This window comes from Tardiphaga sp. 768_D3_N2_1, assembly GCF_052076105.1.
Lineage (GTDB): Bacteria > Pseudomonadota > Alphaproteobacteria > Rhizobiales > Xanthobacteraceae > Tardiphaga.
The window spans coordinates 327,505-351,239 of the sequence record NZ_CP197245.1 but is presented as its reverse complement, the minus strand read 5'-3'; the positions used below and the strand labels follow the sequence as shown (position 1 = coordinate 351,239).

Here is a 23,735-nt window from a genome sequence, read left to right as displayed (position 1 = left end):
ATCGGCATTTCCAGTCGGCACATCGGAGATACGGAAGAGGATGCCAGTTGTTACGCGATACCGCACACGAGTTCGTGAGACTGGATGGCACGAGAAAGCCGCGGAACAGCGTTCCGCGGCTTTCTGATTGACTATGACGTTAACCGCTTATGGGCAGGGATAACGATTGCCGTCGTTGTTCAGATAGGTGCCTGACGCCGGATCGTAGGAACGATAGCGCCGCGCGCAATAGGCTGCGTTCTGCTGGGCCGCTGCATTGGCCTGGCTGGCCGCAATCGCGCCGCCGATGATGGCACCCGCTGCGAGGCCGCCGATCACGACGCCGGCGTCAGGTCCCCGGCGATAGTAGCCGGGACCATAGCCGTAGCGCGGGCCATAACCGTAGCGGCGATAATACTGCACGTTCTCGGTGGCCGATGGTACGGCGCTGGCGAGGCCGGGCTGATTGACCAGTGGCGCAGATGTTGCCGGCGCCGAAAACGCCAGCGCACTCGCGCCGATCATCGTGGCCATCGTCAGGATTTTCGCGGGATGCATATCGAACTCCTTGTCATGCGTAAGTGGCCGAAACGCTCGGGTGGCCGGATGGTTCCACGTAATAGGCGGAGATGCGTCAGATCATCACAGTGCGAAGGTGATCGGGACGTCATGGCGCACTTGCGATCACGGGTTGGGTTAGCGCTCGCCGATCTTTGACGACGCCGATGGTCGTGCCCAATCGCCTGATCGCAACGATTTCTTTTCCGTCCAGAATGCGGTCGCAGTTCATATGCGTGGGAGCAATAAAGAAGTCAGCATGGTCCCACTGCTGCATCCTGATCCACTGCAGTCTTTGATGGGGGCGTTTTTCGAAGGCGATACGATCTCCGCAAACTGCGACAGTATAACGATGCGGTATGTGTTTGCTGTCGCTGTGTTCAGTTCGGGCCAGATATTCCTCAAGCTCGGCCACCGCCGCTGGCATGATGTTAACCCAGTAATCGGTCGCGTAGCGTCCCGATGCACCGTGCAGTCCGCCGACGGTCTGATTGTAGAACAGGTATTCGTACGGATGCAGCTCTGCTAGCAACTTCAAATTCCAGCATTGCCACCCCACTACGGTGGCAAGGGCGCCGGCGGCCAAGACGTGTTGCCGTTTTCTCAGGCTCGCGATCGTCAAATGCAGGCCGATACCCGCGAGGATGGCGATTGCCGGGATCACGAAGAGAAAGTGCCGCATGCCCGTGAAGGCAGGGCCATGGCAGATCACCTGACATCCCAGTGGAAACGCGACGGCCAGCCCGATTATTGCGATCTCCCGCCGGTCGACTTTCCCGAGGGCGAGCCAGCCGATGCGATGCGGGATACACATGAATGCGAATGCGAGAATCGCGCCAATCAATGTCACGAGTGGAACACGGACAAGAATGTAGATCGGGACGTAAAGTCGCGGCACGGTCGCCATTTCGTAGACCTGCCCCGCGAGTAGCGTGCGGATATGATACTGAAATTCTGAGAAATCGAGCAAGCCACGAATGGGATTCAGGGGGGCAAGAGCAGCCCAGGGCCACGCAGCAATCATGGCCACATAGGCAATGACGAGCGCCGGAAGAAGTGAGAGGCTGGATCGCATGATGAAGCCGCATCGCGCGCGGATGTGGCCGGCGATGGGGCGCGGAAGATAGAGCAGGATCGCAAAGCCGGCATAGATCACCAGTAACAGAGCCAGCACTCGCATCCCAAGCGCAGCTCCGGTTACCATGCCAAAAGCGAGTACGTGACGGAGCTTCGGTCTGGGCAGATCTCGTGTCATCAGGATCAAGAAATAGGTTGCGCCGGCCATCGCCGTCGCAAGCGGGATATCCTTGGTGTGGTTGAACATCCCACCGTACCATGCGCCACAGAGTGCAAGCGAGGCGCCGGCGAGAAATCCTGCGCGAGGGTCGGCGATCAGCCGCGCGGTGGCTGCGGTCGTGCCGATCCCGACAATGCCGATCAGGGCGCACAGGATGTGACGAAGATCGTAAGCATCCAGGGGCAAAAACTTGGCAAGCCAAACTGCGACGATGTCGAACAGTCCGCCATAGAGAAACAAGTTCTCAAAATGAAATACGCTGACGTCCTTAAAGCCGCTGCGATAGTAGTCGAGAATAAGCTCCCCGTAGCGGTGCTGGACTGCTTCGTCGTTAGAGATCGCATAGCTCTTGAATGTGTAGAACGCGAGGAAGAGCAGAGCGCCAAGCACGAGCAATGTGGCTATGTCGTAAATATCAACGCGCCGTAGGTGTGCGAGAAGGCGTCGCAGCTTTGGGCATGAGCGGTAGAATGAAGATGCGTTGGCGTCCGGACCATTTTGGTCCGCGAAGGTCTCATACATTTGCGGGCTGCATTCGTGAGGAGAGTGCTTTAATCTGAACTAGTCCACTTGGCGGTCAGTTTAGTTGCAGGCCGAAAGCCATGCAGCTTCCGCTGTAGGCGCAGCTGGCACATCCCCTCCCTCACGCAGACTACTGTCAAGGAACCGGCGCTGTAAATATATCTGTTCGAAAGCTGCCGGTCGCTTTTGTTGCAACTGCGAACGGCCTTGCGTCAGACCACGATGCTCAAGCGCTTCGCGGCGCGGGTGATGCCGGTGTAGAGCCAGCGGGCGCGGCTCTCCTGAAATGCAAAACTCTCGTCGAACAGGACGACATCATCCCATTGTGAGCCCTGGCTCTTGTGCACGGTCAGCACGTAGCCGTAGTCGAATTCATCGTAAGGCTTGCGCTGCTCCCATGGCAGCGTCTCAACACCGCCCGAGAAACAGTCCGCGCGCACCGAGACTTTGGTGACCTTGCCGCCGAAATCCTCATCCGGCGAAATGCGCATGGTGATGATCTGCGATTTCGAGGCAGCGCGCGCTTTCACGCGCCACAGACCGCCGTTGAACAGCACCTTCTTGCGGTTGTTGCGCAGGCAGACCAGCTTGTCATTGGCCACCGGCAACAGGTCCTCGATGCCGAGTTTCTGCCGCACGCGCATATTGTAGGCGCGTCGCGTGTTGTTGCGACCGACCAGCACCTGATCGGCGGCCATCACGCGGTCCGGATCGAGTGCCTTGCGCGACACGATTTCGCTGAGTCCGTATTGCCCGGGCTGCAGCGACCGACCCTCGCGGACATCCATCGACATGCGCACGATCGGATCGTGCTCGGCCTGACGATGCACTTCCGTCAGCATCACGTCGGGCTCGCTCTCGGTGAAGAAGCCACCGCCCTGGATCGGCGGCAACTGCGCGGGGTCGCCGAGCACCAGCAAAGGGCAATCGAAGGACAGGAGGTCGCGGCCGAGTTCGGCGTCCACCATGGAGCATTCGTCAATGACGATCAGCTTGGCCTTCGAGGCCGGTGCGTCGTCCCACAGTTCGAAATTAGGCTGCTCTTCGCCGCTCTCGCGGGCGCGGTAGATCAGCGAGTGAATCGTGGACGCGCCTTCGCAGCCCTTGTTGCGCATCACCAGCGCAGCCTTGCCGGTGAAGGCCGCGAATTTCACCTCGCCATCGACATTGTCGGCGATGTGCCGCGCCAATGTTGTCTTGCCGGTACCGGCAAAGCCGAACAGCCGGAACACCTGCGGTGTGCCGTTGCGGCCTGGCTTCGCCTTCAGCCAGTCGTCGACGGCTTTCAGCGCGGCATCCTGATGCGGGGTAAAGGTTGGCATTATGCTATGACTGGCATCTCGGGAAAGCGGTTCGCAGCCCAGTTTGCCGCGACTCACAGGGGCAAGCTAACCATTCGAGCGGTCGGTGCAAGCGGGCCGAAGCGGTAGATGGCCTGCGCCACCGTGGCCGGTTGCCCAATCTTGCCTCATGGCGCAGTTATAGGGGACCGCTTGGGCGACAGGAGACCGTTTTGGAACGCAGACTGCTTCAGATCGCACTGGCGATTGTCGGCCTCGTGGCCATCCTGTTCGGCCTGACCGGCGTGCTGTTCGGCACCAGCCTCTCGGGTGTCAGGCTCGGCGTGACGATGGAAGGCTATGTGCGTTTCATCAAGGGTGTGCTGGTGGCGGTCGGGCTGATCTACTGGTCCGCGATCCCACAGATCGAAAAGCGCTTTGAGCGGATTTCGATCTTGACCGTCATCCTCGTATTCGGCGCGGCTGCACGTCTGTTGGCGGTGCTCAGTCATGGCTTTCCGACCGTGGGACTCCTGATCAGCCTGATCGGCGAACTTGTGGTCGTGCCGATGATCTGGCTGTGGCACCGCCATTTCGTGCGGCGTGGTGCGGCCGCATGAAGCGGATCGGCACCTGGATCGTCTATGTGATCGGCGCGATTTCGATCGGTTATCTCGCGCTTTACGCCTATGCGATGTTCACGCGGCCCGATCTCACGCCGGGCGATCCGATCAAGATTTTTCGCAAGCAGGATGCGCCGAGCTATTCGTGATTTTACGCCGTCATGCGCGGGCTTGTCCTGCGTATCCACGTTTTGGCCAACCGTAGAGACGTGGATGGCCTGGACACCTAGCGAAGCCGCGCTTCGCGCTTTGCCCGGCCATGACGAGTTTGGTTGCGATGTCTGAGCGACGACGACAGCGCTTTACGCCGCTCCCATCATCCCGCGATAGTCGCCGGTACCCGCACCGGCCGGGGTGATCGGCAGGCCGCCATCGGCATATTCGTTCAGCTTGTTGCGCAGCGTGCGGATCGAGATGCCGAGAATGTTGGCGGCATGGGTCCGGTTGCCGAGGCAATGCTTCAGCGTCTCCAGGATCAGATCGCGTTCGACATCGGCCACGGTGCGACCGACGAGGGCGCGGGTCACTGTCTCCGCTGCCATGGTAGCATGCGCTACGGCTGGCGGCGTCTTGGCGAGATCGAGACGATCACCATCTGGCGTGAGGATCGCATCGGGGCCGATCTCGTCGCCCGACGCCATCAGCACCGAGCGGTGAATGGTGTTTTCCAGTTCGCGGACATTGCCTTGCCAGCGATTGGCGGTGAGCACGCGGCGCGCTTCAGCGGAGATCGGGCGCACCGGCACGCCGTTGGCGTCGGCATATTTCTTGGCGAAATGCTGCGCGAGCTCGAGAATGTCGGCCGGGCGATCGCGCAGCGCTGGAATTTTGAGGTTCACGACATTCAGGCGGAACAGCAGATCCTCGCGGAACGTACCGGCTCGCACGGCGTCGGAGAGATTGCGGTTCGAGGTTGCGATGATGCGAATGTCCACCGGCACCGGCTTGGTGCCGCCAACGCGGTCGATGACGCGTTCCTGAATGGCGCGCAGCAGCTTCGACTGCAGGCGAACATCCATTTCGGAGATTTCGTCCAGCAGGAGCGTGCCGCCGGTGGCTTCCTCGAATTTGCCGATGCGGCGTGCGATCGCGCCGGTGAAGGCGCCCTTCTCATGGCCGAACAATTCGGACTCCAGGAGATGCTCGGGGATTGCAGCGCAGTTGATGCTGATGAACGGCTTCTTGGCACGGTTGGAGCGGGTATGGACATAGCGCGCCAGCACCTCCTTGCCGGTGCCGGATTCGCCCGTGATCATCACCGACGCATCGGAGCCGGCGATCTGCTGCGCCAGCTTGACCACCTTGCCCATCATCTCGTCGCGATAGATCAGGTCGCGGCTGTCATTGGCAACGGCGGCGAGAACGGCGGCAATCAGTTCCGGGTCCGGCGGCAGCGGGATGTATTCTTTGGCGCCGGCATGGATCGCGGCCACCGCAGCGCGGGCATCGGTGGTGATGCCGCAGGCGACGATCGGCACGTGGATGTGCTCGGCTTCCAGCCGCATCACGAGGTCGCGGATGTCGAGGGCGACGTCGACCAGCAGCAGGTCCGCGCCCTTGCCGCCGCGCAACACGCCCATCGCCTGTTCGTGGCCTTCGGCATGAACGACGGAGGCGCCGTTATCCATGGCGATCTTGGTGGCGGTGGTAAGCTGACCCTTCAAGGTGCCGACGATGAGAAGCCGCATGGTGATCTCCTGTTATCTCGTAGTCGCGCCACGAAGGCGCCGTTTGTCCGGTGTTAGCTGCGTTCAGCCTTGATGATTTCGGTCATGGTGACGCCGAGTTTTTCCTCGACCAGCACGACTTCGCCGCGTGCGACGAGGCGGTTGTTCACATAGATGTCGATCGCTTCGCCGACGCGGCGGTCGAGTTCGAGCACGGTGCCGGGCCCGAGCTTCAGCAATTCACCGACCCCCATCTTGGAGCGGCCGAGCACGGCCGAGACCTGAACCGGAACGTCGAAGACCGCTTCGAGATCAGCGGCAATGCGCGTGACCTGTTCTTCGTCGGCATAGCCAACGTCTCCCATCGCGACGGGATCGGTGGCATTGAGATCGGGAAGCGGCACCTGTGGATCGCTCATGCTCTAGTCCTCACAGCCCTGTCAGGCCTGATTGCGCGACGCCATATAGCGTCCGACGAGTTCGTTGATCTTGGCGTCGATGGCCGCGCGCTCCAGCACGACACCGCCATCGGCCCATTCGATTTTGCAGTCGCCGTTCTCGATGTCCGGCTCGGCCAGAATGACGAGGCGGCCGGCGAAGCCGCTCTGCTTCGCCTGCTTCTCGATGCGCTCGCGTGCTTCGTCGTAGAGCTGGTCGTTGATGCGCACCACGAGATGCGGCGTCGACACCAGGTTCTTGAAACAGTCGTGAACCAGCGCCATGACTTCTGTCAGAGGCTCGCGCGCGATCAATTCGTCGCACAGCTTGCGTGCCACCGACACGGCGACATCGACAGCTTCGGTTTCCATCTTTTCTTCGATGGCCCCGAAGCGCGACGAGATCGAGGAGATCGCAACGCCGATCTGTTCCAGCGCCAATGCCGCGCGACGGTCGCTTTCGGCCTTGGCTTCGCGCTGCGCGGCATCGAAGCCGGCGCGATAGGCCTGGGCTTCGGCATTGGCGACCCTCTCCGCGATCTCCGCAGGCGTGATCGCGGGTGCACGCGCCTTGTCGGGCGCTGCGAAGTCCATATCGAACAGGAATTTTGCGGGGGCAGCCATCAATACACCAGCTCGTCGTCGGCGCGGTTCTTGGTCAGCACGATTTCGCCCTTGGCGGCGAGATCCTTGGCCAAATTCACCAGCAGCGCTTGTGCCTCGTCGACATCGCGCAGACGGACCGGGCCGAGCGCGGCCATATCGTCGGTCAACATCTTGGCGGCGCGGGACGACATGTTGCCCATGAAGAAAGCGCGAACTTCCTCGTTGGCGCTCTTCAGCGCGATACCCAGCTTGTCCTTGTCGATGCTGCGCATCAGGGTCTGTGCCGAGCCGGCATCCAGCTTGATCAGATCGTCGAAGGTGAACATCAGCGCCTTGATGCGTTCGGCGGCCTCACGATTGTCTTCTTCCAGCGAGGTGATGAAGCGCGTTTCGGTCTGGCGGTCGAAGTTATTGAAGATTTCCGCCATGACTTCGTGTGCGTCGCGACGACGGGTCTGCGAGAGGTTCGACATGAATTCTACGCGCAGCGTCTGTTCGACGCGCTCAATGACTTCCTTCTGCACCGCTTCCATCTTGAGCATGCGGTTGATGACGTCGAGCGCGAGATCCTCGGGCAGGATGCCGAGCACGCGCGCCGCATGCTCCGGCTTCAGCTTCGACAGCACCACGGCAACGGTCTGCGGATATTCATTCTTCAGGTAGTTCGCGAGAACCTCTTCCTGAACGTTGGAGAGCTTCTCCCACATGTTGCGGCCGGCGGGGCCACGGATTTCTTCCATAATGCCGGTGACACGATCGGACGGCAGATACTGCGTCAGCAACCGCTCGGTGGCATCGAAGGTGCCCATCAGGGCGCCGGAGGCGGACATCCGCGATACGAATTCGAGCAGCAGGTCTTCGACCGTCTCCGGCTCGATGGTGCCAAGCGAGGACATGTGAAGCGACAACTCGCGGACCTCGTCGTCATCGAGCAGCGCCCAGACCTTGCCGCCATATTGTTCGCCCAGCGCCAGCATCAGGATGGCTGCACGCTTCGGGCCGCTGAGCGGCTTCGCGGGCGCACGCCCACCCTGACGCTGTGCGAGCGATGCTACGACGCTGGCGATGTCGCTGCTGTTGTCGCCAGTGGTTTGCGGAACGGATGCCATTCAGATCACGCCGGTTCCTGCAGCCATGCGCGAACGATGGCTGCGGTTTCGTTGGGGTTACGATCGGCCAGTTCGCCCACGCGATGCACGGACTGTGCGTGAACCTGACCCTGGATGGTGGCGACGTCGATCATGTTGGGGCCGCCGGCGGGAACGACGGTCTGTCCGTCTGCGCTGAGGGCGACACCGTCGGGAAGAACGAGGGAGTTGGCAGCCGGGAGCGCCGGCGCGGGCTCGGAGGCGAGGACGCGGCGGACCAGCGGGCGGATGACCATGAACATCACGACCAGACCGAGCAGCATCATGACTGCGAGTTCGATGACGCGCATCACGTCATCCTTGGTGAACTGCATCATGCCGAGCAGACCTGTCGGCTCCGGCGTCGGAACGACCGTTGGGCCCTCGGCGAATTTCAGGTTGACGACCTCGACCTGATCGCCGCGCTTCTGGTCGAAGCCAATGGCCGAACGGACCAGCGCTGCGATGCGATCGAGTTCTTCCTTGGGACGTTGGGCGTAGACCTGCTCGCCCTTCTCGTTCTTGGTGTAGCTGCCGTCGACCAGTACCGCGACCGAGATACGATTGACGCGGCCCGCTTCGGTCACTTCGGTCTTGGTGACGCGGGAGATTTCGTAATTGTTGGTTTCTTCCGACTTCTTGCTTTGATCCTTCGCCGTCCCCGTATTGCCCGCCGCCTGATTGCCGGGCAGCTCGTTGTTGACGGTGACCTGGCCATCCCGCTCGCCGACTGCAGAGGATTCTTCGCGGCTCTGGCTGGAGCGCAAGACCCGGCCTTCCGGGTCGAATTTGTCGGAGGTCTGCGTGACCTTGTTGTAATCGAAATCGGCTGTGAGCTGGACCCGGGCGCGGCCTGCGCCCACCACCGAGGACACGATCGCTTCGACCTGGCTGCGCATCCGCTTCTCAAAGCCGGCGCGGCGCTCGTCGCCGGTGGCGCCTTCCATGGTCGGGTCTGCGGCGCCATCGGCGAGCAGCTGTCCCGCTTCGTCGACGATCGAAACCCGGGCCGGCTTCAGGCCGTTGACGGCCGAGGCAACGACATGGCGGATCGCCCGGACCTGCTGTGGGTCGAGGGCGCCGCGGACGCGAACCACGATCGAGGCCGAAGGCTCGGGCGCTTCGCGGGAGAACAGGGGGCGTTCCGGCAGGACGAGGTGGACGCGGGCAAACTGCACCCGGTCGATTGCCCGGATGGTTCGCGCCAATTCACCCTCGAGAGCGCGTAAGTGATTGATATTTTGGACAAAACTTGTTGTCCCGAGGGCGTCCGACTTGTCGAAGATTTCGTAGCCGACGCCGCCGCCCTTGGGCAGACCGCCCTCGGCCAGCTTCATGCGGAGCCGGGTGACCTTGTCCTTCGGCACCATGATGGCGGCGCCGTCGTTCTTCAGCTCATAGGGGATAGCCTGACGTTCCAGATCCTTGATGATCGCCGAGGAGTCCTCGACGCTTAGGTCCGTGAACAGGGTGGTCATCTGGGGGGTCGTGACCCGCATGATGACGAAGGCAAAGAAGCCGATGAGTGCGGCGGTGACCGCAACCATCGCCATGAGGCGCGCCGCGCCGAGACCTTTAAGGAAACTTAGAAGACTCTGCACGAACCAGCCCCTGAGATTCGGCCTCAGCGACCGACTGGGCAAATTTTGCCGAGGTATGGTTTCGATATGGTTAACGGCGGTTAACGGGTGGCAAAAATATGGCCAAATGGCGAAAGCCGGCTTCCCGTGAGGGAGCCGGTTTTCATCGAATTGGAGATGTTAAGGATTCGTTTACTGGCGATACTGCTGGATGCGGGTGGTCCGCAGGCCAGCCAGACCGTGCTGGTCGATCGAAAACTGCCAGGAGAGGAATTCGTCGACCGTCAGCGTATAGCGGCTGCAGGCCTCCTCAAGGGAGAGAAGGCCACCGCGCACAGCGGCGACGACCTCAGCTTTGCGGCGGATGACCCACCGTTTGGTTCCGGGCGCGGGCAAATCCGCAATTGTTAACGGACTGCCGTCAGGCCCGATGACGTATTTGACCCTCGGGCGATGGGGTTCTGTCATGGCGTACTCACAAACTCTCAACCACTGAACTCACTTCAATAACTTACGCCCAGCGACTTAAAATTTGCCTAAGCCTACAACTCCAATGCGAATAGAACTGGATTTGGTTCGAAATGTTGTCCCGAGGAGATGATGCGTCGCAGCGTCAGGTTGTCGGCGTCGTTGGGGTCGTCGGACGCACCACACGCTTGATCTTGTCGACCGTGTAGTTGCTGCCATTGATCGAGAGCAAAGCGGGGCTTGCCGATAGATCGACGGAATCGACAACGCCCTGAACTTCAGTGGAGATGGCAACATCGCGGCCGTTGTCGTCCTTGCCCGTTGCAGTCAGCTTATAAGCCCCTTCGGGGTACTGAATGCCGTCATTGCCTTTGCCATCCCATACGAAAGTGCCGTTGCCGGACTTCAACGTATACTTGCCGGTGTAGATAACGTTACCAGCAGAATTCGTAATGTTGACGGTCGCTGTAGCATCCTTGTCGGCGAGCAGATTCCATGTCGCCGACGTCTTGAATTGCGCCGTGCTGCCATCGACGGCGACGTTGTTGCCGACATAGATGAGCGCCTGCGTCGCTTCCGTAGCTTTGCCAAGATCGACCAAGGCTTTCAGTTGATCGTTCGACTTGAGCTGCTGTTCGACGCCCGCGAACTGCACCAGCTGCTGGGTGAACTGGTTGGTATCGAGCGGGTCGAGCGGGTTCTGGTTCTGCAGCTGCGTCGTCAGTAGCGTCAGGAACGTCTGGAAATTATCCGCAATGCCGGTGGTCGTCGAGCTGGAGTTGTTGCTCGAGTTCGAGTTCTGTGTGGTACCGGATACGACTGGGGGTGGAGTCGTTGCTTCAACTGCCATGGTTCACTCCTCAGATACTGATGTCGACGCCGCTGCTGGACCCCAGCATGCGGCCATAACCGCGGCCCGCAGCAATCGCAGGCACGGACTCGTCTTCGTGGATCACAAGGCGCTGGGCGTTGCGGCCCGAATTCTCGCCGCTGTTCTGCTGCTGGCCTTGCGATTGATCGCGCAGGCTGAATTGTAGTCCGCTGTCGTTGGTCTTGAGGCCGGCCTGTTCGAGCGCGCGTTGCAGTTGCGGTGCATCCTGGCGCAGCATGGTCAGTGTTTCCGGCTTCTCGACGGTGAGGTGCGAGGTCACATTGCCATGCTTGTCGACTTCGAGCCGGACATCGATACGGCCGAGTTCGGCAGGGTCGAGCCGGATGTCGAAGCTGCTCTTGCCCGATTTGGCGTTCTGCGCGATCTCGACGGCGACGCCATTCAAAGGCACCGGCGCGTTGGTCGCGACCGTCGCGGTCAGTTGCGGGGTTGCAGTTGCAATCGGCGTCGGTGCGGTCTGCAACGGCTGCTGCTGCAAGCTATTGGTGGTTGGCGTGGCCACATCCGGCACTACAGCCTGAGCAACGTGTTCGGTGCGACGCTCATGGGCAGCACCAGCCGCAGGCTTTGCAGCTTCCGGTGCAACGGCGGTCGGGTCAGTTGCCACGCCATCCACGGGTTTGTCGCCCGGCTTGGTATCTTTGCCGACGATCGCCGCTGCGGCCACTTCGACTGGCTGCGTGGACGTCGTCGTGGCCGCTTTCGTCTTGTCTTCTGATTTGACCTCAGCCGTTGATGCCGTCGTGGCTTCGGCTGCGCCGGTCTTCTTCGTGCCGGCTTTGCCGCCCGCTGGCGTCGCGGATGCGATAAGTGCCGCGAAATTTGCTTCGGCTTCCGGGGGCGTCGTTGCGGGCGCCGCTTCGGCGTCGGTCGTTGCAGCTTCAGTCGCTGCCGTCTGGGCCTTCAAAACGGCTGCAGCGATGGCGAGAGGCTGTGCAGCGCCAGTGGTTTCGGGCGCGGTCGGAGCTGCCGCAACATCGGTCGTGGGCGCCGGCACAGGGATCGCAACGGCGACGGCAGCGATCGCGACGGGCTTCTCGGTTGAAGCCGTTGCGTCGACATCGGTCGTTGCGGTCTTGTCGGTATCCTTGGACGAGGCGTCCTTGGTGTCGGTCTTGTCGCTTGTCTTCGCGTCAGCCTTGGAATCGGCCTTCGTGTCGCTCTGGTCGCTCTTCTTCGCCTTGCGGGAGTCCTGCGTGGCATCGGCTGGCTGGGTATCGCGGTCGCGCGTATTAGCAGCCGCGTTGTCAGCGCGATCGTCAGACTGCCGTGTGCGGTCATTGCTCGAGGAGCGCGTGTCGTCGCGCCGTGCGGGTGCTGGCAGATCAGGCTGGGCGGCTGCGGCGCGATCGGTCACGACGCTGGCATTGGTGTTGCTGTCAACCAGCGAGCCGAAACTGTCGGCATCCGACCGCTGATCGTCGCGGGACGAATTCGATCTTGCGTTCTGAAACGAGACGTTTGAGACGATGTCGGACGTGACGCTAACCACGGGCGGCCTTTCCAGAAGAGTTCTATCCTCCTTTCAGCAAGGACCGGGCCATGTCTCGTTTTGTGAAAATATCATTGTAAATCAGTGTGTTGTAATCCAGATGGAACCTCCTTGGAGACTGTCGCGGCATTATCTTTTCTGCCCGGCGGCAAGAATTGCCGTTCCGGGCGAAGCGCCGTGATTGATTGAGCGCAAGGCGGCCTATATTAAAGTGCCATATCCCAACCATCGTCGGACCGACCTTAAGTTCCGGGATTTGGCTCCGTTTTCCTGATCGCGACGGTTTGCAGCCAGCGCGGTCGCATCAGTGACCGAAACCATGCTCAACAGTCTCGATCTCGAAGGCCGTCCGGAGGACACCAGGGTCGTAGTCGCCATGTCCGGCGGCGTCGACTCCTCGGCGACGGCTGCGCTGTTGAAGTCGCAGGGCTACGACGTCGTCGGTATTACGCTACAACTCTACGATCACGGCGCCGCCACCCATCGCAAGGGCGCTTGCTGTGCCGGCCGTGACATCCATGATGCCCGCGACGTGGCCGAGCGGATCGGGATCCCGCATTACGTGCTGGATTACGAAAGCCGGTTCCGCGAGTCCGTCATCGACAATTTCGCCGCGAGCTATGCTTCCGGCGAAACGCCGGTGCCGTGCATCGAATGCAATCGTTCGGTCAAGTTCCGCGATCTGCTGGCGACCGCGCGCGATCTCGGCGCGCAGGCGCTGGCGACCGGCCATTATGTAGCCTCGCGCCGCCTTGCCGATGGCTCGCGCGCCATGGTCTGTGCGGCCGATGCCGATCGCGACCAGAGCTATTTCCTGTTCGCCACCACGCAGGAACAGCTCGATTATCTCCGCTTTCCGCTCGGCGACATGAGCAAGCCGCAGACCCGCGAACTGGCCCGGCAGTTCGATCTGTCGGTTGCCGACAAGCAGGACAGCCAGGACATCTGCTTCGTGCCGTCCGGCCGTTACACTGACGTGATCGAGCGCCTGAAGCCGAATGCGCTCGAACCGGGCGAGATCGTCGACATGGAAGGCCATGTCATCGGCCGCCACGACGGCATTATTCATTTCACTATCGGCCAGCGCCGCGGCCTTGGTATTGCAGCGAGTGCACCGCTTTATGTCGTCAAGCTCGACGCCGTCACCCGGCGCGTGGTTGTCGGCCCGCGCGAGGCCTTGCGGATGCACCGCATTGTGCTGCGCGACGTCAACTGGATTGGTGGCGGAACGCTCGATAGCGCTGTTGGCAATGGCATTGAGCTGTTCGTCAAGGTGCGCTCGACCCGTGGCCCACAGCCGGCCTGGCTGCGTGCTGTGAATGGTGGCTACGAGATCGAACTGGTCGGCGGCGAAGAGGGGGTGTCGCCGGGGCAAGCCTGTGTGTTCTACGACGCGCCGGACGGACAGGCCCGCGTGCTCGGCGGCGGCTTCATCAAGAGCGCTGCGGCGAAAAGCCCTGTCAGCACCTCCCCCCGCGATGCTAATGTCCCCGCCGTCGCAGCGATGCGTGTGTAAGAGTTCAGGGTAGGGGCATGGCTGGCGATATCGACCGCGCGGGGGTCGCGAAGGCTTACGGGCGCTGGGCGCCGATTTACGATCTCGTTTTTGGTAAGGTGTTCGATAGTGGTCGGCAATCGACCATCATCGAGGCTGATCGCATCGGTGGCCGCATCCTGGATGTCGGTGTCGGCACCGGATTGTCGCTGGTCGATTATGCCCGCACCACGAAGATTTGCGGCGTCGATATTTCCGAGCCGATGCTGCGCAAGGCGCATGAGCGCGTCCGCGCCCACAACCTCACGAATGTCGAAACGCTTGCGGTCATGGATGCGAAGAACCTCGCATTCCCCGATAATCATTTCGATGCTGTGGTGGCGCAATATGTCATCACCGCCGTACCCGATCCGGAAGCGACGCTGGACGATTTCATCCGCGTGTTGAAGCCAGGCGGCGAGCTTATTCTCGTCAATCACATCGGCGCCGAAAGCGGTCCGCGCAAGGCTTTCGAACTGGCCTTTGCGCCGCTGGCGCGCCGGCTCGGCTGGCGACCGGAATTTCCGTGGAAGCGTCTGGCGGATTGGGCAACGGTGCACGGTGGGATCACGCTGGCCGAGCGCCGGCCGATGCCGCCGATGGGGCATTTTTCGCTGATCCGCTACATTAAATCCTGACTGTTGGAGCGCGAGGCCGGAACCTCCATTGGCGCCCGCGGTTTGCTCCGGATGCAGATCAAACAGTCGCTCGTCATCGCAGGTCTTGTCATCGCCGGTTCCAGCACTGTTTTCGCGCAGGCGCCCCCGACGCCCGCCACACCTCCCGCACTGACCGCGCCGCCGGCGGCCGAACGTGCAAATGCCAATTGTGCACCGACACAAACGACTCCAAAGGGGACGATTGCTCCCAGCGGCACGACAACGGGCCAGAGTCCGGAACCGCTGGGCGATAGGCTTGCGAAGTCAGATGGCGTTCTGTGCCCGCCGAGCAATGTCGATCCCGCGATGCGGGCGCCCCCGCCGAATTCAGATAGCAGCAATACGCCGGTGATCCCGCCGCCCGGCAGTCCCGGTGGCGATCAAAGCGTTCGGCCGAAGTAAGCCTTAACGCGTTCGTCAGGCGCGCGGCACGGACACAGGCCGCGCGTCACGCGTTTGCGCGGCGAGCCGGATGCCTGCATTGGGCGCACCGAATCCCTGATAGTTGCGGCGCTCGACAATCTCGAAGAAGAAGCGCTCATCGAAGCTCGGCGTGTAGATCTGGAAGAATTCGCCGTCGCCTTCACGATCATACAGGATCTGGTTGTCGCGCAGCGCAGCCATCAGCTCGGCGTCGAGCCCGTATTTGGCTTCCACGTCATCGTAATAATTGTCGGGAATGCGCAGGAATTTGGCGCCGCGTTTGCGCATATCGGCCACAGCAGCAAAAATATCGTCGCACAGGAACGCGATATGTTGCACACCGGAACCGAAGAACTCCGAGATGAAGCGATTGGACAGCGTGCGCGTTGCGGATGATCCGTTCAGGATGATACGCAGCGACTGATTGGCCGATATCAGCGCCTGGCTTTGCACGAGGCCAACCGGGTCAGGAATTTCCATCTGCGGCAGGCGCTGCAGGTCGAGAATGCCGGTGTAAAATAGAAGCCACGACAGCATCTCGTCATAGGGCATCGATTGCGAGATGTGATCGACGACGGAGAGATGGTCTGTACCGGCATCGCTCTTGAGCGGCTCGAAATCCACGTCCCAGTTCTTGCCGGCCGCTTCCAGGAAATAGAGAAGACTGCCGCCGACGCCGTGGATCGCCGGGATTTCCAGTTCGCCCGGTCCGACCGGCTGATAGAATGTCCGCGCCTGCAATGCTTCGGCGCGCGCCATGGCCTGCTTGGTATTGCCGACGTCCAGTGCGATGGCGCACACGCCCGCGCCATGCGTCACGTAATGCGAATGCGCGAAACCGTCCGGCTCCGAATTGATCACGAGTTCGATCGCGCCCTGGGACCAGCGTTCGACGTCCTTGCTGCGATGAGCGCCGGTCCTGCGAAAGCCGAGTTGGCCAAGCAGCGTCGCAAGGTCCGCCGCCTTGGTCTCATTGACGGCAAATTCGACGAAGCCGACGCCGCGGGTGGATGTCTTTGGCTGCAGGGCATCGGCCGGTGTCTTTGCCAGTTGATCCTGCAACAGGATCAGTGAGCGCAATCCGTCGGTGGCGGTGCGAACGGCGGAGCCTGCGCGGAACTGGTCGTTGAAAATCTCGAGCGACCACGCGCCGCTATAGCCGGTAGCTTGCACGGCTTCCATGAACTTGGCCACAGGCAGGTCGCCCTGACCGGGGAAGCAGCGGAAATGCCGGCTCCAGGACAGGACATCGAGGCCCAGTTTCGGCGCGTCGGCGAGTTGCACCAGAAAGATCTTGTCGGCCGGGATCGATGCAATCGCGCTGACCGGAAAGCCCGGAGCCAGTGCATGAAAGCTATCGAGGATCACGCCGATGGACGGGTGATTGGCGCGGCGCACGATCTCCCAGGCATCGCGATAGTCGTTGACATGAGCGCCCCATGCGAGCGCCTCGAAGCCGACACGCATGCCATGCTTCGCGGCGAGGTCCCCAAGCTCATGAAAATCCGCCGCTGCGCGGTCGATGCCGCCGAGCGAGGCCGGCGAGATATTGCTGCAGATCAACATCAAATCCGTCTGCAATTCCTTCATCAGGTCAAACTTGCGTGCCGCGCGCGCGAAGTTGCGGCTGCGCTGCGGCCCCGGCATGCCCTCGAAGTCGCGGAAGGGTTGGAAAGCGCAGATTGTCAGGCCAAGGTCGCGGCACATCTGGCCGACATCCCTGGGGCTTCCATTGAAGGACAGAAGGTCCGCTTCAAAAATCTCGACCTCGTCAAAACCGGCAGCTGCGATGGCGCGGAGTTTCTCATCCAGCGCGCCTGATAGCGAGACGGTGGCGATCGAGAGCTTGTTCATGCTGCCGTCTCCGTCATCGCGCCGCCGAGGAACAATTGTCCGATGCGCGGATCGTTGAGCACACGGTCGGCCTTGTCCATCAAGCGGGTTTGGCCGAGTTCGAGCACGATGCCGAAATCCGAAATCTCCAGTGCCGAGCGCGCATTCTGCTCGATCATCAGGATCGAGACGCCGCGGTCACGCAATTCCTTCAGGATATTGAAGGTCTGCAGCACCATCAGCGGCGACAGCCCGATGGAGGGCTCGTCGATCAGCACCAGCTGCGGATTAAGCAACAGGCCGCGAGCGATTTCGAGCTGCTTCTGCTCACCACCGGACAGGGTCGAGGCCTGCTGCTTGGCTTTGGTGCGGAGCACCGGAAATTTGTCGAGAGCGGCCTCGATACGGGCCGGCAGATCGGTGATCTCGCGGCCGGCGGCGACGGCACCAAGCTCGATATTGTGACGGACCGTCAGTTCCGGGAAGATATTGCGGCCCTGCGGGACATAACAGATGCCCGCCGTCAGAAGCGCGCGCTGGCTGAGACCGGTGACGTCCTTGCCTTTGAACGTGACCTTGCCTTCGCGCAGTTTCAGCAGGCCAAAGATGGCCTTGAACACCGTAGACTTGCCGGCGCCGTTTGGCCCGATAACGGTGGTGATCGACCCAGCCGGCACCGAGAAGGTGGTGCCATTCAGGATCGTCATCTTGCCGTAGCCGCCGACAAGGTTCTGAACGTCCAGGATTGCATCGTTCATGGCACTATCCTCAATGTCCCAGATAGGCTTCGATCACGGCAGGATTGGCGCGGATTTCGTCCGGTCGCCCCACTGCAAGAACCTTGCCTTCGGCCATCACCATCACGCGCGTGCAGAGCGACATCACGAATTCCATGTTGTGCTCGATGACAACGAAAGTGGCGCGCTTCTCCCGGTTGATCGCCGCGAGGCGGTCCTTGAGATCCGCGAGCATGGTCAGGTTGACGCCGCCGGCAGGCTCGTCGAGCAGTACGAGGCGCGGTCCGCCCATGAAGGCCATTGCCGCATCGAGTAGCTTCTGTTGGCCGTAGGAGAGGCCACCTGCAGGCTCGTTGGCGAGATGGTCGAGCTTGAAGAAGCCGATCATCTGGTTGGCAGCCTCGGTCAGTCCGGCGTCGGACGGGCCGATCAGGCGTGACAGCATGTTGCCCTGATGCTCCTGCCCGGCAAGGATCAGGTTCTCGCGCACCGAAAGCTTTGGGAATACCTGCAGCAATTGAAACGTGCGGCTGACGCCGAGGCCGTTCAGCTCTGAAGGTCGCATACCGGTGACCACCTTGCCGTCGACCTTCACTTCCCCGGCGCTCGGCGTGAGCTGGCCGAGGATGCAATTGAACAGCGTGGATTTGCCGCAGCCATTGGGGCCGATCAGGCCAAGGATTTCACCTTCCTGCACATCGAACGACACTCCATTGACGGCGTTGATGCCGCCAAAGCTCTTGCGGATATTGCTGACTTCAAGAACCACGCTCATGGCGTCACCTCCAGCTTGGCCTTCGCAACGGCGCGCTGGGCCGAGGCCGCCTTTGTCCGGCGTTCAGAGATGAAGCGGTCGAGGATGCCGAGAATGCCGGTGGGTGAGTAGATCAGCAGTAGAATGACCGCGATGGCGTAAAGCATGAGATAGTAGCCCTGCGTGAAGCGCAGCCACTCAGGCAGCAACACGGCGATCATCGCGCCAAGGAACGGCCCGAAGAAGAAACCGGAGCCGCCGACGATCACCATCATCAGGAGATCCAGCGACAGCGACAGATGGAAAGGCACGGGATCGACATATTGCGTCAGTGGCGCATAGAGCGTGCCGGCGACACCGCCGAGTGCGGAACCGATCGCAAAGGCCATCAGCGTATAGCGCCGTGTGTCGATGCCGAGCGAGAGCGCGCGCACGGGATTCTCGCGCAGCGCAATGAAGGCGCGGCCCCAAGGCGAACGGATCAGCCACCAGACTGCCAGTGAAACCAGTCCGAGCGATCCCAGACAGACATAATAGAATGGCAACGGTCGCCGCGTTGGATAGCCGAAGATCTCCGGGCGAGGGATGTTACTGATGCCGTAAATGCCCTTGGTCAGCCAATCCTCGTTCCGAAATACGAGAAAAGCGAGCGTCGAAAAGGCGAGGGTGACGAAGGCCAGATAGTGGTGCTGCACGCGCAGGGCGGGATAGCCGAGAATCCAGCCGATGGCGAAGCACAGCAGGATGGCGACGCCGAGTGCTCCAATCAGCGGCAGACCATTCGATGTCATGATCGCAGCAGTATAGGCGCCGATCCCGACAAAGGCGCCCTGCGCCAGCGAGACCTGCCCTGCATAGCCCAGCGTCAGATTGAGCCCCATGGCGGCGATGGTCATCACGGCCCACTGGCTCAGGATGAACAGGCCGTAGCGGTTGAAATTCATCGGGACGACGATCAGCGCGGCAATGACAACGATGCCAAACCCGATCTTGAGATACTTCGCCGCAGTCATACGGTGCGCTCCTCAGGCCGGCCAAGCATGCCCTGCGGCCGAAACAGAATGATCGCGATCAGCAGAACCAATGGCACGGCAGCGCGATACTGGGTGGAGACATAGGCGGCTGACAGATTGTCGACGACGCCGATCAGCAGGCCGCCGGCAATGGCGCCGCGGACCTGATTGAAGCCGCCGACGATGGCGGCGATGAATGCGGCCTGGCCGAGCACTTCACCATTGGAGAACTTGGCGAGATAGATCGGCGTGATGAGGAGTGAGGCCAGTGCGACCAGAAACGCGTTGATCAGGAAGGTCAGCAGGATCATGCGCTCAACGGGCACGCCGATAATGCGCGCGACGGTTGGGTTTTGCGCGGCGGCCTGCATCTGGTGACCGATGGAGGTGCGGTTCAGCAGCGTTGTCAGGCCGAGCACGGCGAGGATCGCCAGCACCAGCACGCCAATGCTCTGCAGGGCGACGACGCGGCCGAAAATTGTGATGTCCCCGCCCGGGATGATCGATGGAAATGGCGAGGCTTCGGCGCTCCAGAATTGCTTGGCGGCTTCCTTGATGCCGATGGCCAGGGCCATGGTCGCAATCGCCAGCGGCAGCACGCCATGGCGCAGCATCGGATCGACCAGCAACATCTTGAAGCCGAGGCCCAGCAGCAGCAGCGACAGCGCGATGCCGATCAGGATCGCCAGCCAGAACGGTGCGCCAGCATGCATCACGGCGAGCATGAGGAAGGCCGGCAGCATGACGAATTCGCCCTGCGCGAAATTGATGGTCTGCGAGGTCTGCCACAGCAGCGTGAAGCCGACAGCGACGATGGCGTAGATCGCTCCGGTGGCAAGGCCTGCGATCAAGAGGTCGAGGAGATTGGACATGGCGTGTCTCCCACGCGTTGCGTGGATGTGAATGATCTATCGGTCGTCAGTGCGAGGTCAGGGAAAGCCTACGGCTTTCCCCTTAGCGAAGCGACGAAGCAATCCAGCCTTCGCTCCTGACATCTGGATTGCTTCGCCCAAACGAAACTGGCGTTGCCAATTTCGTCAGGGCTCGCAATGATGGCTGAGGGGTCGTCAGTTGTTCAGCTTTGGCAGCACCTGCTTGACGACCTGCTTGCCCTCGACGATCTCGACCAGGAAACCCTGGCGATCGATATCGCCATTGGCGTCGAAGGTCGCGTCCATCAGGATGCCTGGTTCCTTGGCGGCGGTGATGGTGAAGCCGTGCAGGGCGTCGGCGAAGCCCTTGGAATCGACCTTGCCCATCTTCTCGGTGGTGGCCTTGATCATGTAGATCGCGAGCCAGCCCTTGAGGCCGTTATGGTCCGGAACGTAGTTATACTTCTTCACGAACTTGTCGCGGAACGCCTTGATCAGTTCGACTGGCGCGTCGGTGGTGAGACCGACATGGCCACGGGCACCATTGGCTGCGTCGCCAGCGAGTTCGACCACCTTCTGTCCGACCAGCGTGGTTTCGCCGACCAGCGGCACGGTGATGCCCTGGCGCTTCAGCTCCTTGAGTATGCGCGCGCTCTCTTCTTCGTTAACATAGACGAAGACCGCATCCGGCGCCGCTGCCTTGATCTTGCTGACATCGGCCGCGAAATCGGCTTGACCGGCTTCAGTGGAGAGATCGGCCGCGACCTTGATATTGTACTTGGCGAATTCCTTGCTGATGGAATCACGCCCGCCTTTGCCGAAATCGTTATTGACCCAGACGATGGCGACAGACTTCGCTTTCAGTTCGTCATTGATGTATTTGGCGACCTTCGGCATCGACGACTGCTGGCCGAACGAGGTGCGGAACAGAAACTTGTTACCGGCCTGGGTCAGTTCGGCGGCTTCGCCGCCCATGATCTGCGCGATGCCGGCTTCGGCGGCGAGCGGTGCGGTGACCTTCACCGAACCGGAATAGCCCGGCCCGAGCAGCACATAAGGTTCGGCATCGAGTGCTTTCTGGACCTGCGCACGTGCGACGCCGGGGTTCGACTGCGAGTCTGCGTGGGTCACTTCCAGCTTGCGGCCGAGCACGCCGCCCTTGGAATTGATCTCCTCGATCGCGAGATCGATGCCGTTCTTCCAATTGGTGCCGACGGTGGCGCCGCCGCCGGACAATTCGGCGACATTGGCGAGTTTAATGGGGGCTCCGGACTGCGCGATGGCAGCGCCGGTCAATACAGTCGCGAGCAGGGCGCTCGCCAAAAATACTGGCTTCATTGAATCCTCCTGTTGCTATTGTGGTGTTTGTGGGCGCGGCCTTATGAGCGGCCGCTTCATTCAGGCTGCGTTTGGTGTCGGGTACCTTTTGACCATGACAGCGTCGAAAGCAATTCCCATTTCGGTCGTAGAAGGCGCAAATCCTGTAAACAACTCAAAGGCATCCGCGGCCTGGTAGATCGCCAGATCGCGGCCGGTCATGACCGGCGCTCCCTTCGCCTTCGCCGCGTTGAGCAGTGGCGTCCACAGCGGGGAATACACCGCATCCGCAACCCACGCTTCCGCATGCAGCAGCGCATCGGGCACCGGCGTGCCGCGATTGGGCAACATGCCGATGGGTGTGCCGTTGACGATGCCGACCGCACCGCGAACCGCGTCATCGACGCTGTCCGCCACGCGGATGCTTTGCCGGTTGTTGAGCAGGGAAACGAGATGCCGGGCCTTGGCCGTGTCCGTATCGAAAATCCGGATCTCCGAAACGCCGAGATCGGCCAGTGCAAAGGCGATGGCCTTGCCGACGCCGCCGGTGCCGATGACCGCGACCGGGCCGTGGTTGGAATTGGCGACCAGTTGCCTGGCGGCCCTTGCAAAGCCGGTGGTGTCGGTGTTGTGGCCAGTCAGCCTGCCGTCGCGGACCACGACGGTGTTGACGGCGCCGATGGCCTTGGCCCCGGGCGATAGATCATCCAGGAGGTCGACGACCGCTTCCTTATAGGGAAAAGTCACGTTGATACCGGCAAAGCCGAGGCGACGGACGCTGTCGAGAATGAGGCGTAATTCGCTGCGGTCGGCACCGGCGATCTCGATCAGCTGATAGTAGCCGTGCGCGCCCATCGCCTGGGCAGCTCGCTCATGCATCGCCGGTGACGCCGAATGCGCGATCGGCGCGCCAAGCAAGCCGGTGAGGAAGCGTTGGCCCGTTGCCGGGTGATGGGGCGTCGCGGAGGTCATGGATCGAAGGTCACTGTCAGTCGTTCATCGGAAAACTGGAAAGAAAGATAGCGCGGCGGCGATCTAACACAATTACCCTGTTATACAACAAACATAACATGATGTTATTTTTTACGGACGCGCGAGGCCGGCTTTGCAGCAGCAATTTTGTGAGAGCCGACCGCGCGCATCTCGGTGCGCAGGCAGTCGATGAAATGCTCGATATGCAGTGACAGCGGGGCACCGCGTTTCACGGCGACATAGGTATCGAACCGGGTGGGTTCGACGATGCGGATCACCTCGACGCCGGGATAGCCGCCATGGGCCACCGTGAACTGGTCGATGACCGCGATGCCCAACCCCGCCTTCACCAGGGCGCAGACCGTGGTGCCAAATCTCGCCCGGATGGTGATGTCGTATTTGAGTTTATTGCGGGCGAAGATCTCCGCCATGATCCGGCCGTACGGATCGTTGGGATCGATGCCGATGAGGGGATATCGGATGATCTCCTTGGCCGACACCTGCTTGCGCCCTGCGAGTTCGTGTCCCTCCGGCACGATGCAGAACAGTTCGCCGGATGCCAGCGGCATGAAGTCGAGCCCGGGATGTTCGAGCCGATAGCTCATGGCGACGCAGTCGCCGCGACCGAGCAGCAGATAGTCGATCGCCTCCTCAAGCTTGAGAATGTTGATGTCGATCCGCAGGCCGGGATAACGACGCCGCACCTGTTCGATGGCGCGCGGCACCATCACCTGCGAGATACTGGGAACCGATCCGATGCGTAGTTCCGACAGCGTTCCGTGGCCAATTTTGGAGATAATCTCGGTGAGATCGTCGACTTTCTTGTAGACACCGTTGATCTGCTCGAAAATATTCTGCGCTTCAGGCGTCGGGAAGTAGCGTCCGTTCTGGCGCTGGAAGAAGCGGATGCCAAGCGACTTCTCGGTGTATTTGACCAGGCGGCTGATGCCGGGCGCGGACACGTTCAGGAGTTTGGCAGCGCCGCCAATGGTGCCCGTCACCATGACGGCGCGGATCACTTCAACCTGGCGTAACGTCATCATGCGCAAAAACTCTCGTTATGCTGAACGGTGCGGATGATGCACCAGAACGC

General features: G+C 61.3%; 24 protein-coding genes. 5 read left to right on the top strand and 19 right to left on the bottom strand.

Features of this window, described 5'->3' with window-relative positions:
• Nucleotides 1-147 precede the first annotated feature (147 nt).
• The 3 genes from AB8A27_RS01695 to AB8A27_RS01685 all read right to left on the bottom strand — a co-directional run bounded on the left by AB8A27_RS01695 (nucleotide 148) and on the right by AB8A27_RS01685 (nucleotide 3,678).
• Nucleotides 148-537: a BA14K family protein gene (locus AB8A27_RS01695; RefSeq protein ID WP_441240401.1), complete on the bottom strand. Its 390-nt coding sequence runs from the start codon at nucleotides 535-537 to the stop codon at nucleotides 148-150.
• A gap of 109 nt (nucleotides 538-646) precedes the next feature.
• Nucleotides 647-2,356, bottom strand: coding sequence for a glycosyltransferase family 39 protein (locus AB8A27_RS01690; protein ID WP_441240400.1), 1,710 nt, complete (start codon nucleotides 2,354-2,356; stop codon nucleotides 647-649).
• A gap of 212 nt (nucleotides 2,357-2,568) precedes the next feature.
• Entirely contained in the window at nucleotides 2,569-3,678 is a 1,110-nt protein-coding gene (locus AB8A27_RS01685; protein WP_441240399.1) for an ATP-dependent DNA helicase, read from the bottom strand.
• Nucleotides 3,679-3,869: 191 nt separating this feature from the next.
• On the opposite strand from AB8A27_RS01685, the gene AB8A27_RS01680 reads away from it, so the two are divergent.
• Nucleotides 3,870-4,256, top strand: coding sequence for a DUF4345 domain-containing protein (locus AB8A27_RS01680; protein WP_158550536.1), 387 nt, complete (start codon nucleotides 3,870-3,872; stop codon nucleotides 4,254-4,256).
• Nucleotides 4,253-4,408, top strand: a complete 156-nt coding sequence (locus AB8A27_RS01675; protein ID WP_441240398.1) for a hypothetical protein — start codon at nucleotides 4,253-4,255, stop codon at nucleotides 4,406-4,408. Before AB8A27_RS01680 ends, AB8A27_RS01675 begins: the two co-directional genes overlap by 4 nt.
• A gap of 153 nt (nucleotides 4,409-4,561) precedes the next feature.
• Here the strand turns inward: AB8A27_RS01675 and flbD are convergent, their stop codons facing one another.
• The 8 genes from flbD to AB8A27_RS01635 all read right to left on the bottom strand — a co-directional run bounded on the left by flbD (nucleotide 4,562) and on the right by AB8A27_RS01635 (nucleotide 12,528).
• Nucleotides 4,562-5,947: a sigma-54-dependent transcriptional regulator FlbD gene (gene flbD, locus AB8A27_RS01670; protein WP_441240397.1), complete on the bottom strand. Its 1,386-nt coding sequence runs from the start codon at nucleotides 5,945-5,947 to the stop codon at nucleotides 4,562-4,564.
• Nucleotides 5,948-6,000: 53 nt separating this feature from the next.
• A complete protein-coding gene (gene fliN / locus AB8A27_RS01665) occupies nucleotides 6,001-6,345 on the bottom strand; it encodes a flagellar motor switch protein FliN (RefSeq protein WP_441240396.1) in 345 nt (114 codons plus the stop codon).
• Between the two features lie 21 nt (nucleotides 6,346-6,366).
• Nucleotides 6,367-6,987, bottom strand: a complete 621-nt coding sequence (locus tag AB8A27_RS01660; RefSeq protein WP_441240395.1) for a FliH/SctL family protein — start codon at nucleotides 6,985-6,987, stop codon at nucleotides 6,367-6,369.
• Nucleotides 6,987-8,078: a flagellar motor switch protein FliG gene (gene fliG, locus AB8A27_RS01655; RefSeq protein ID WP_441240394.1), complete on the bottom strand. Its 1,092-nt coding sequence runs from the start codon at nucleotides 8,076-8,078 to the stop codon at nucleotides 6,987-6,989. Before fliG ends, AB8A27_RS01660 begins: the two co-directional genes overlap by 1 nt.
• 5 nt (nucleotides 8,079-8,083) lie before the next feature.
• Entirely contained in the window at nucleotides 8,084-9,697 is a 1,614-nt protein-coding gene (fliF, locus tag AB8A27_RS01650) for a flagellar basal-body MS-ring/collar protein FliF (RefSeq protein WP_441240393.1), read from the bottom strand.
• A 171-nt stretch (nucleotides 9,698-9,868) separates the two neighbouring features.
• The gene (gene sciP / locus AB8A27_RS01645; RefSeq protein ID WP_002714638.1) at nucleotides 9,869-10,144 is read right to left on the bottom strand and encodes a CtrA inhibitor SciP; all 276 of its coding nucleotides are present in this window, start codon (nucleotides 10,142-10,144) and stop codon (nucleotides 9,869-9,871) included.
• Between the two features lie 145 nt (nucleotides 10,145-10,289).
• Nucleotides 10,290-10,994: a flagellar hook assembly protein FlgD gene (locus AB8A27_RS01640; RefSeq protein WP_092139256.1), complete on the bottom strand. Its 705-nt coding sequence runs from the start codon at nucleotides 10,992-10,994 to the stop codon at nucleotides 10,290-10,292.
• Between the two features lie 10 nt (nucleotides 10,995-11,004).
• Entirely contained in the window at nucleotides 11,005-12,528 is a 1,524-nt protein-coding gene (locus tag AB8A27_RS01635; RefSeq protein ID WP_441240392.1) for a flagellar hook-length control protein FliK, read from the bottom strand.
• Nucleotides 12,529-12,847: 319 nt separating this feature from the next.
• On the opposite strand from AB8A27_RS01635, the gene mnmA reads away from it, so the two are divergent.
• Genes mnmA through AB8A27_RS01620 form a run of 3 tightly spaced genes read left to right on the top strand, consistent with a single transcriptional unit; the run spans nucleotide 12,848 to nucleotide 15,123 of the window.
• Complete coding sequence (gene mnmA / locus AB8A27_RS01630; RefSeq protein WP_441240391.1) at nucleotides 12,848-14,044, top strand: tRNA 2-thiouridine(34) synthase MnmA; 1,197 nt, start codon at nucleotides 12,848-12,850, stop codon at nucleotides 14,042-14,044.
• Between the two features lie 17 nt (nucleotides 14,045-14,061).
• A complete protein-coding gene (locus AB8A27_RS01625; RefSeq protein ID WP_441240390.1) occupies nucleotides 14,062-14,700 on the top strand; it encodes a class I SAM-dependent methyltransferase in 639 nt (212 codons plus the stop codon).
• A gap of 51 nt (nucleotides 14,701-14,751) precedes the next feature.
• Complete coding sequence (locus AB8A27_RS01620; RefSeq protein ID WP_441240389.1) at nucleotides 14,752-15,123, top strand: hypothetical protein; 372 nt, start codon at nucleotides 14,752-14,754, stop codon at nucleotides 15,121-15,123.
• A 15-nt stretch (nucleotides 15,124-15,138) separates the two neighbouring features.
• Here the strand turns inward: AB8A27_RS01620 and AB8A27_RS01615 are convergent, their stop codons facing one another.
• The 8 genes from AB8A27_RS01615 to AB8A27_RS01580 all read right to left on the bottom strand — a co-directional run bounded on the left by AB8A27_RS01615 (nucleotide 15,139) and on the right by AB8A27_RS01580 (nucleotide 23,685).
• The gene (locus AB8A27_RS01615) at nucleotides 15,139-16,998 is read right to left on the bottom strand and encodes a bifunctional sugar phosphate isomerase/epimerase/4-hydroxyphenylpyruvate dioxygenase family protein (protein WP_441240388.1); all 1,860 of its coding nucleotides are present in this window, start codon (nucleotides 16,996-16,998) and stop codon (nucleotides 15,139-15,141) included.
• On the bottom strand, nucleotides 16,995-17,735 hold the full coding sequence (locus AB8A27_RS01610) for an ABC transporter ATP-binding protein (RefSeq protein ID WP_441240387.1): 741 nt from the start codon (nucleotides 17,733-17,735) through the stop codon (nucleotides 16,995-16,997). The genes AB8A27_RS01615 and AB8A27_RS01610 overlap by 4 nt, the downstream gene beginning before the upstream one ends.
• 10 nt (nucleotides 17,736-17,745) lie before the next feature.
• Nucleotides 17,746-18,489 carry an ABC transporter ATP-binding protein gene (locus AB8A27_RS01605; RefSeq protein ID WP_441240386.1) on the bottom strand — a complete coding sequence of 248 codons (744 nt, stop codon included), beginning with the start codon at nucleotides 18,487-18,489 and terminating at the stop codon, nucleotides 17,746-17,748.
• A complete protein-coding gene (locus AB8A27_RS01600; RefSeq protein WP_441240385.1) occupies nucleotides 18,486-19,481 on the bottom strand; it encodes a branched-chain amino acid ABC transporter permease in 996 nt (331 codons plus the stop codon). The genes AB8A27_RS01605 and AB8A27_RS01600 overlap by 4 nt, the downstream gene beginning before the upstream one ends.
• Nucleotides 19,478-20,353: a branched-chain amino acid ABC transporter permease gene (locus AB8A27_RS01595; RefSeq protein WP_068733471.1), complete on the bottom strand. Its 876-nt coding sequence runs from the start codon at nucleotides 20,351-20,353 to the stop codon at nucleotides 19,478-19,480. Before AB8A27_RS01595 ends, AB8A27_RS01600 begins: the two co-directional genes overlap by 4 nt.
• Before the next feature lie 195 nt (nucleotides 20,354-20,548).
• Nucleotides 20,549-21,691 carry an ABC transporter substrate-binding protein gene (locus tag AB8A27_RS01590; RefSeq protein WP_092139241.1) on the bottom strand — a complete coding sequence of 381 codons (1,143 nt, stop codon included), beginning with the start codon at nucleotides 21,689-21,691 and terminating at the stop codon, nucleotides 20,549-20,551.
• A gap of 60 nt (nucleotides 21,692-21,751) precedes the next feature.
• On the bottom strand, nucleotides 21,752-22,642 hold the full coding sequence (locus AB8A27_RS01585) for a shikimate dehydrogenase (RefSeq protein WP_441240384.1): 891 nt from the start codon (nucleotides 22,640-22,642) through the stop codon (nucleotides 21,752-21,754).
• A gap of 104 nt (nucleotides 22,643-22,746) precedes the next feature.
• Nucleotides 22,747-23,685, bottom strand: coding sequence for a LysR family transcriptional regulator (locus tag AB8A27_RS01580; protein WP_068733475.1), 939 nt, complete (start codon nucleotides 23,683-23,685; stop codon nucleotides 22,747-22,749).
• Nucleotides 23,686-23,735 lie beyond the last annotated feature (50 nt).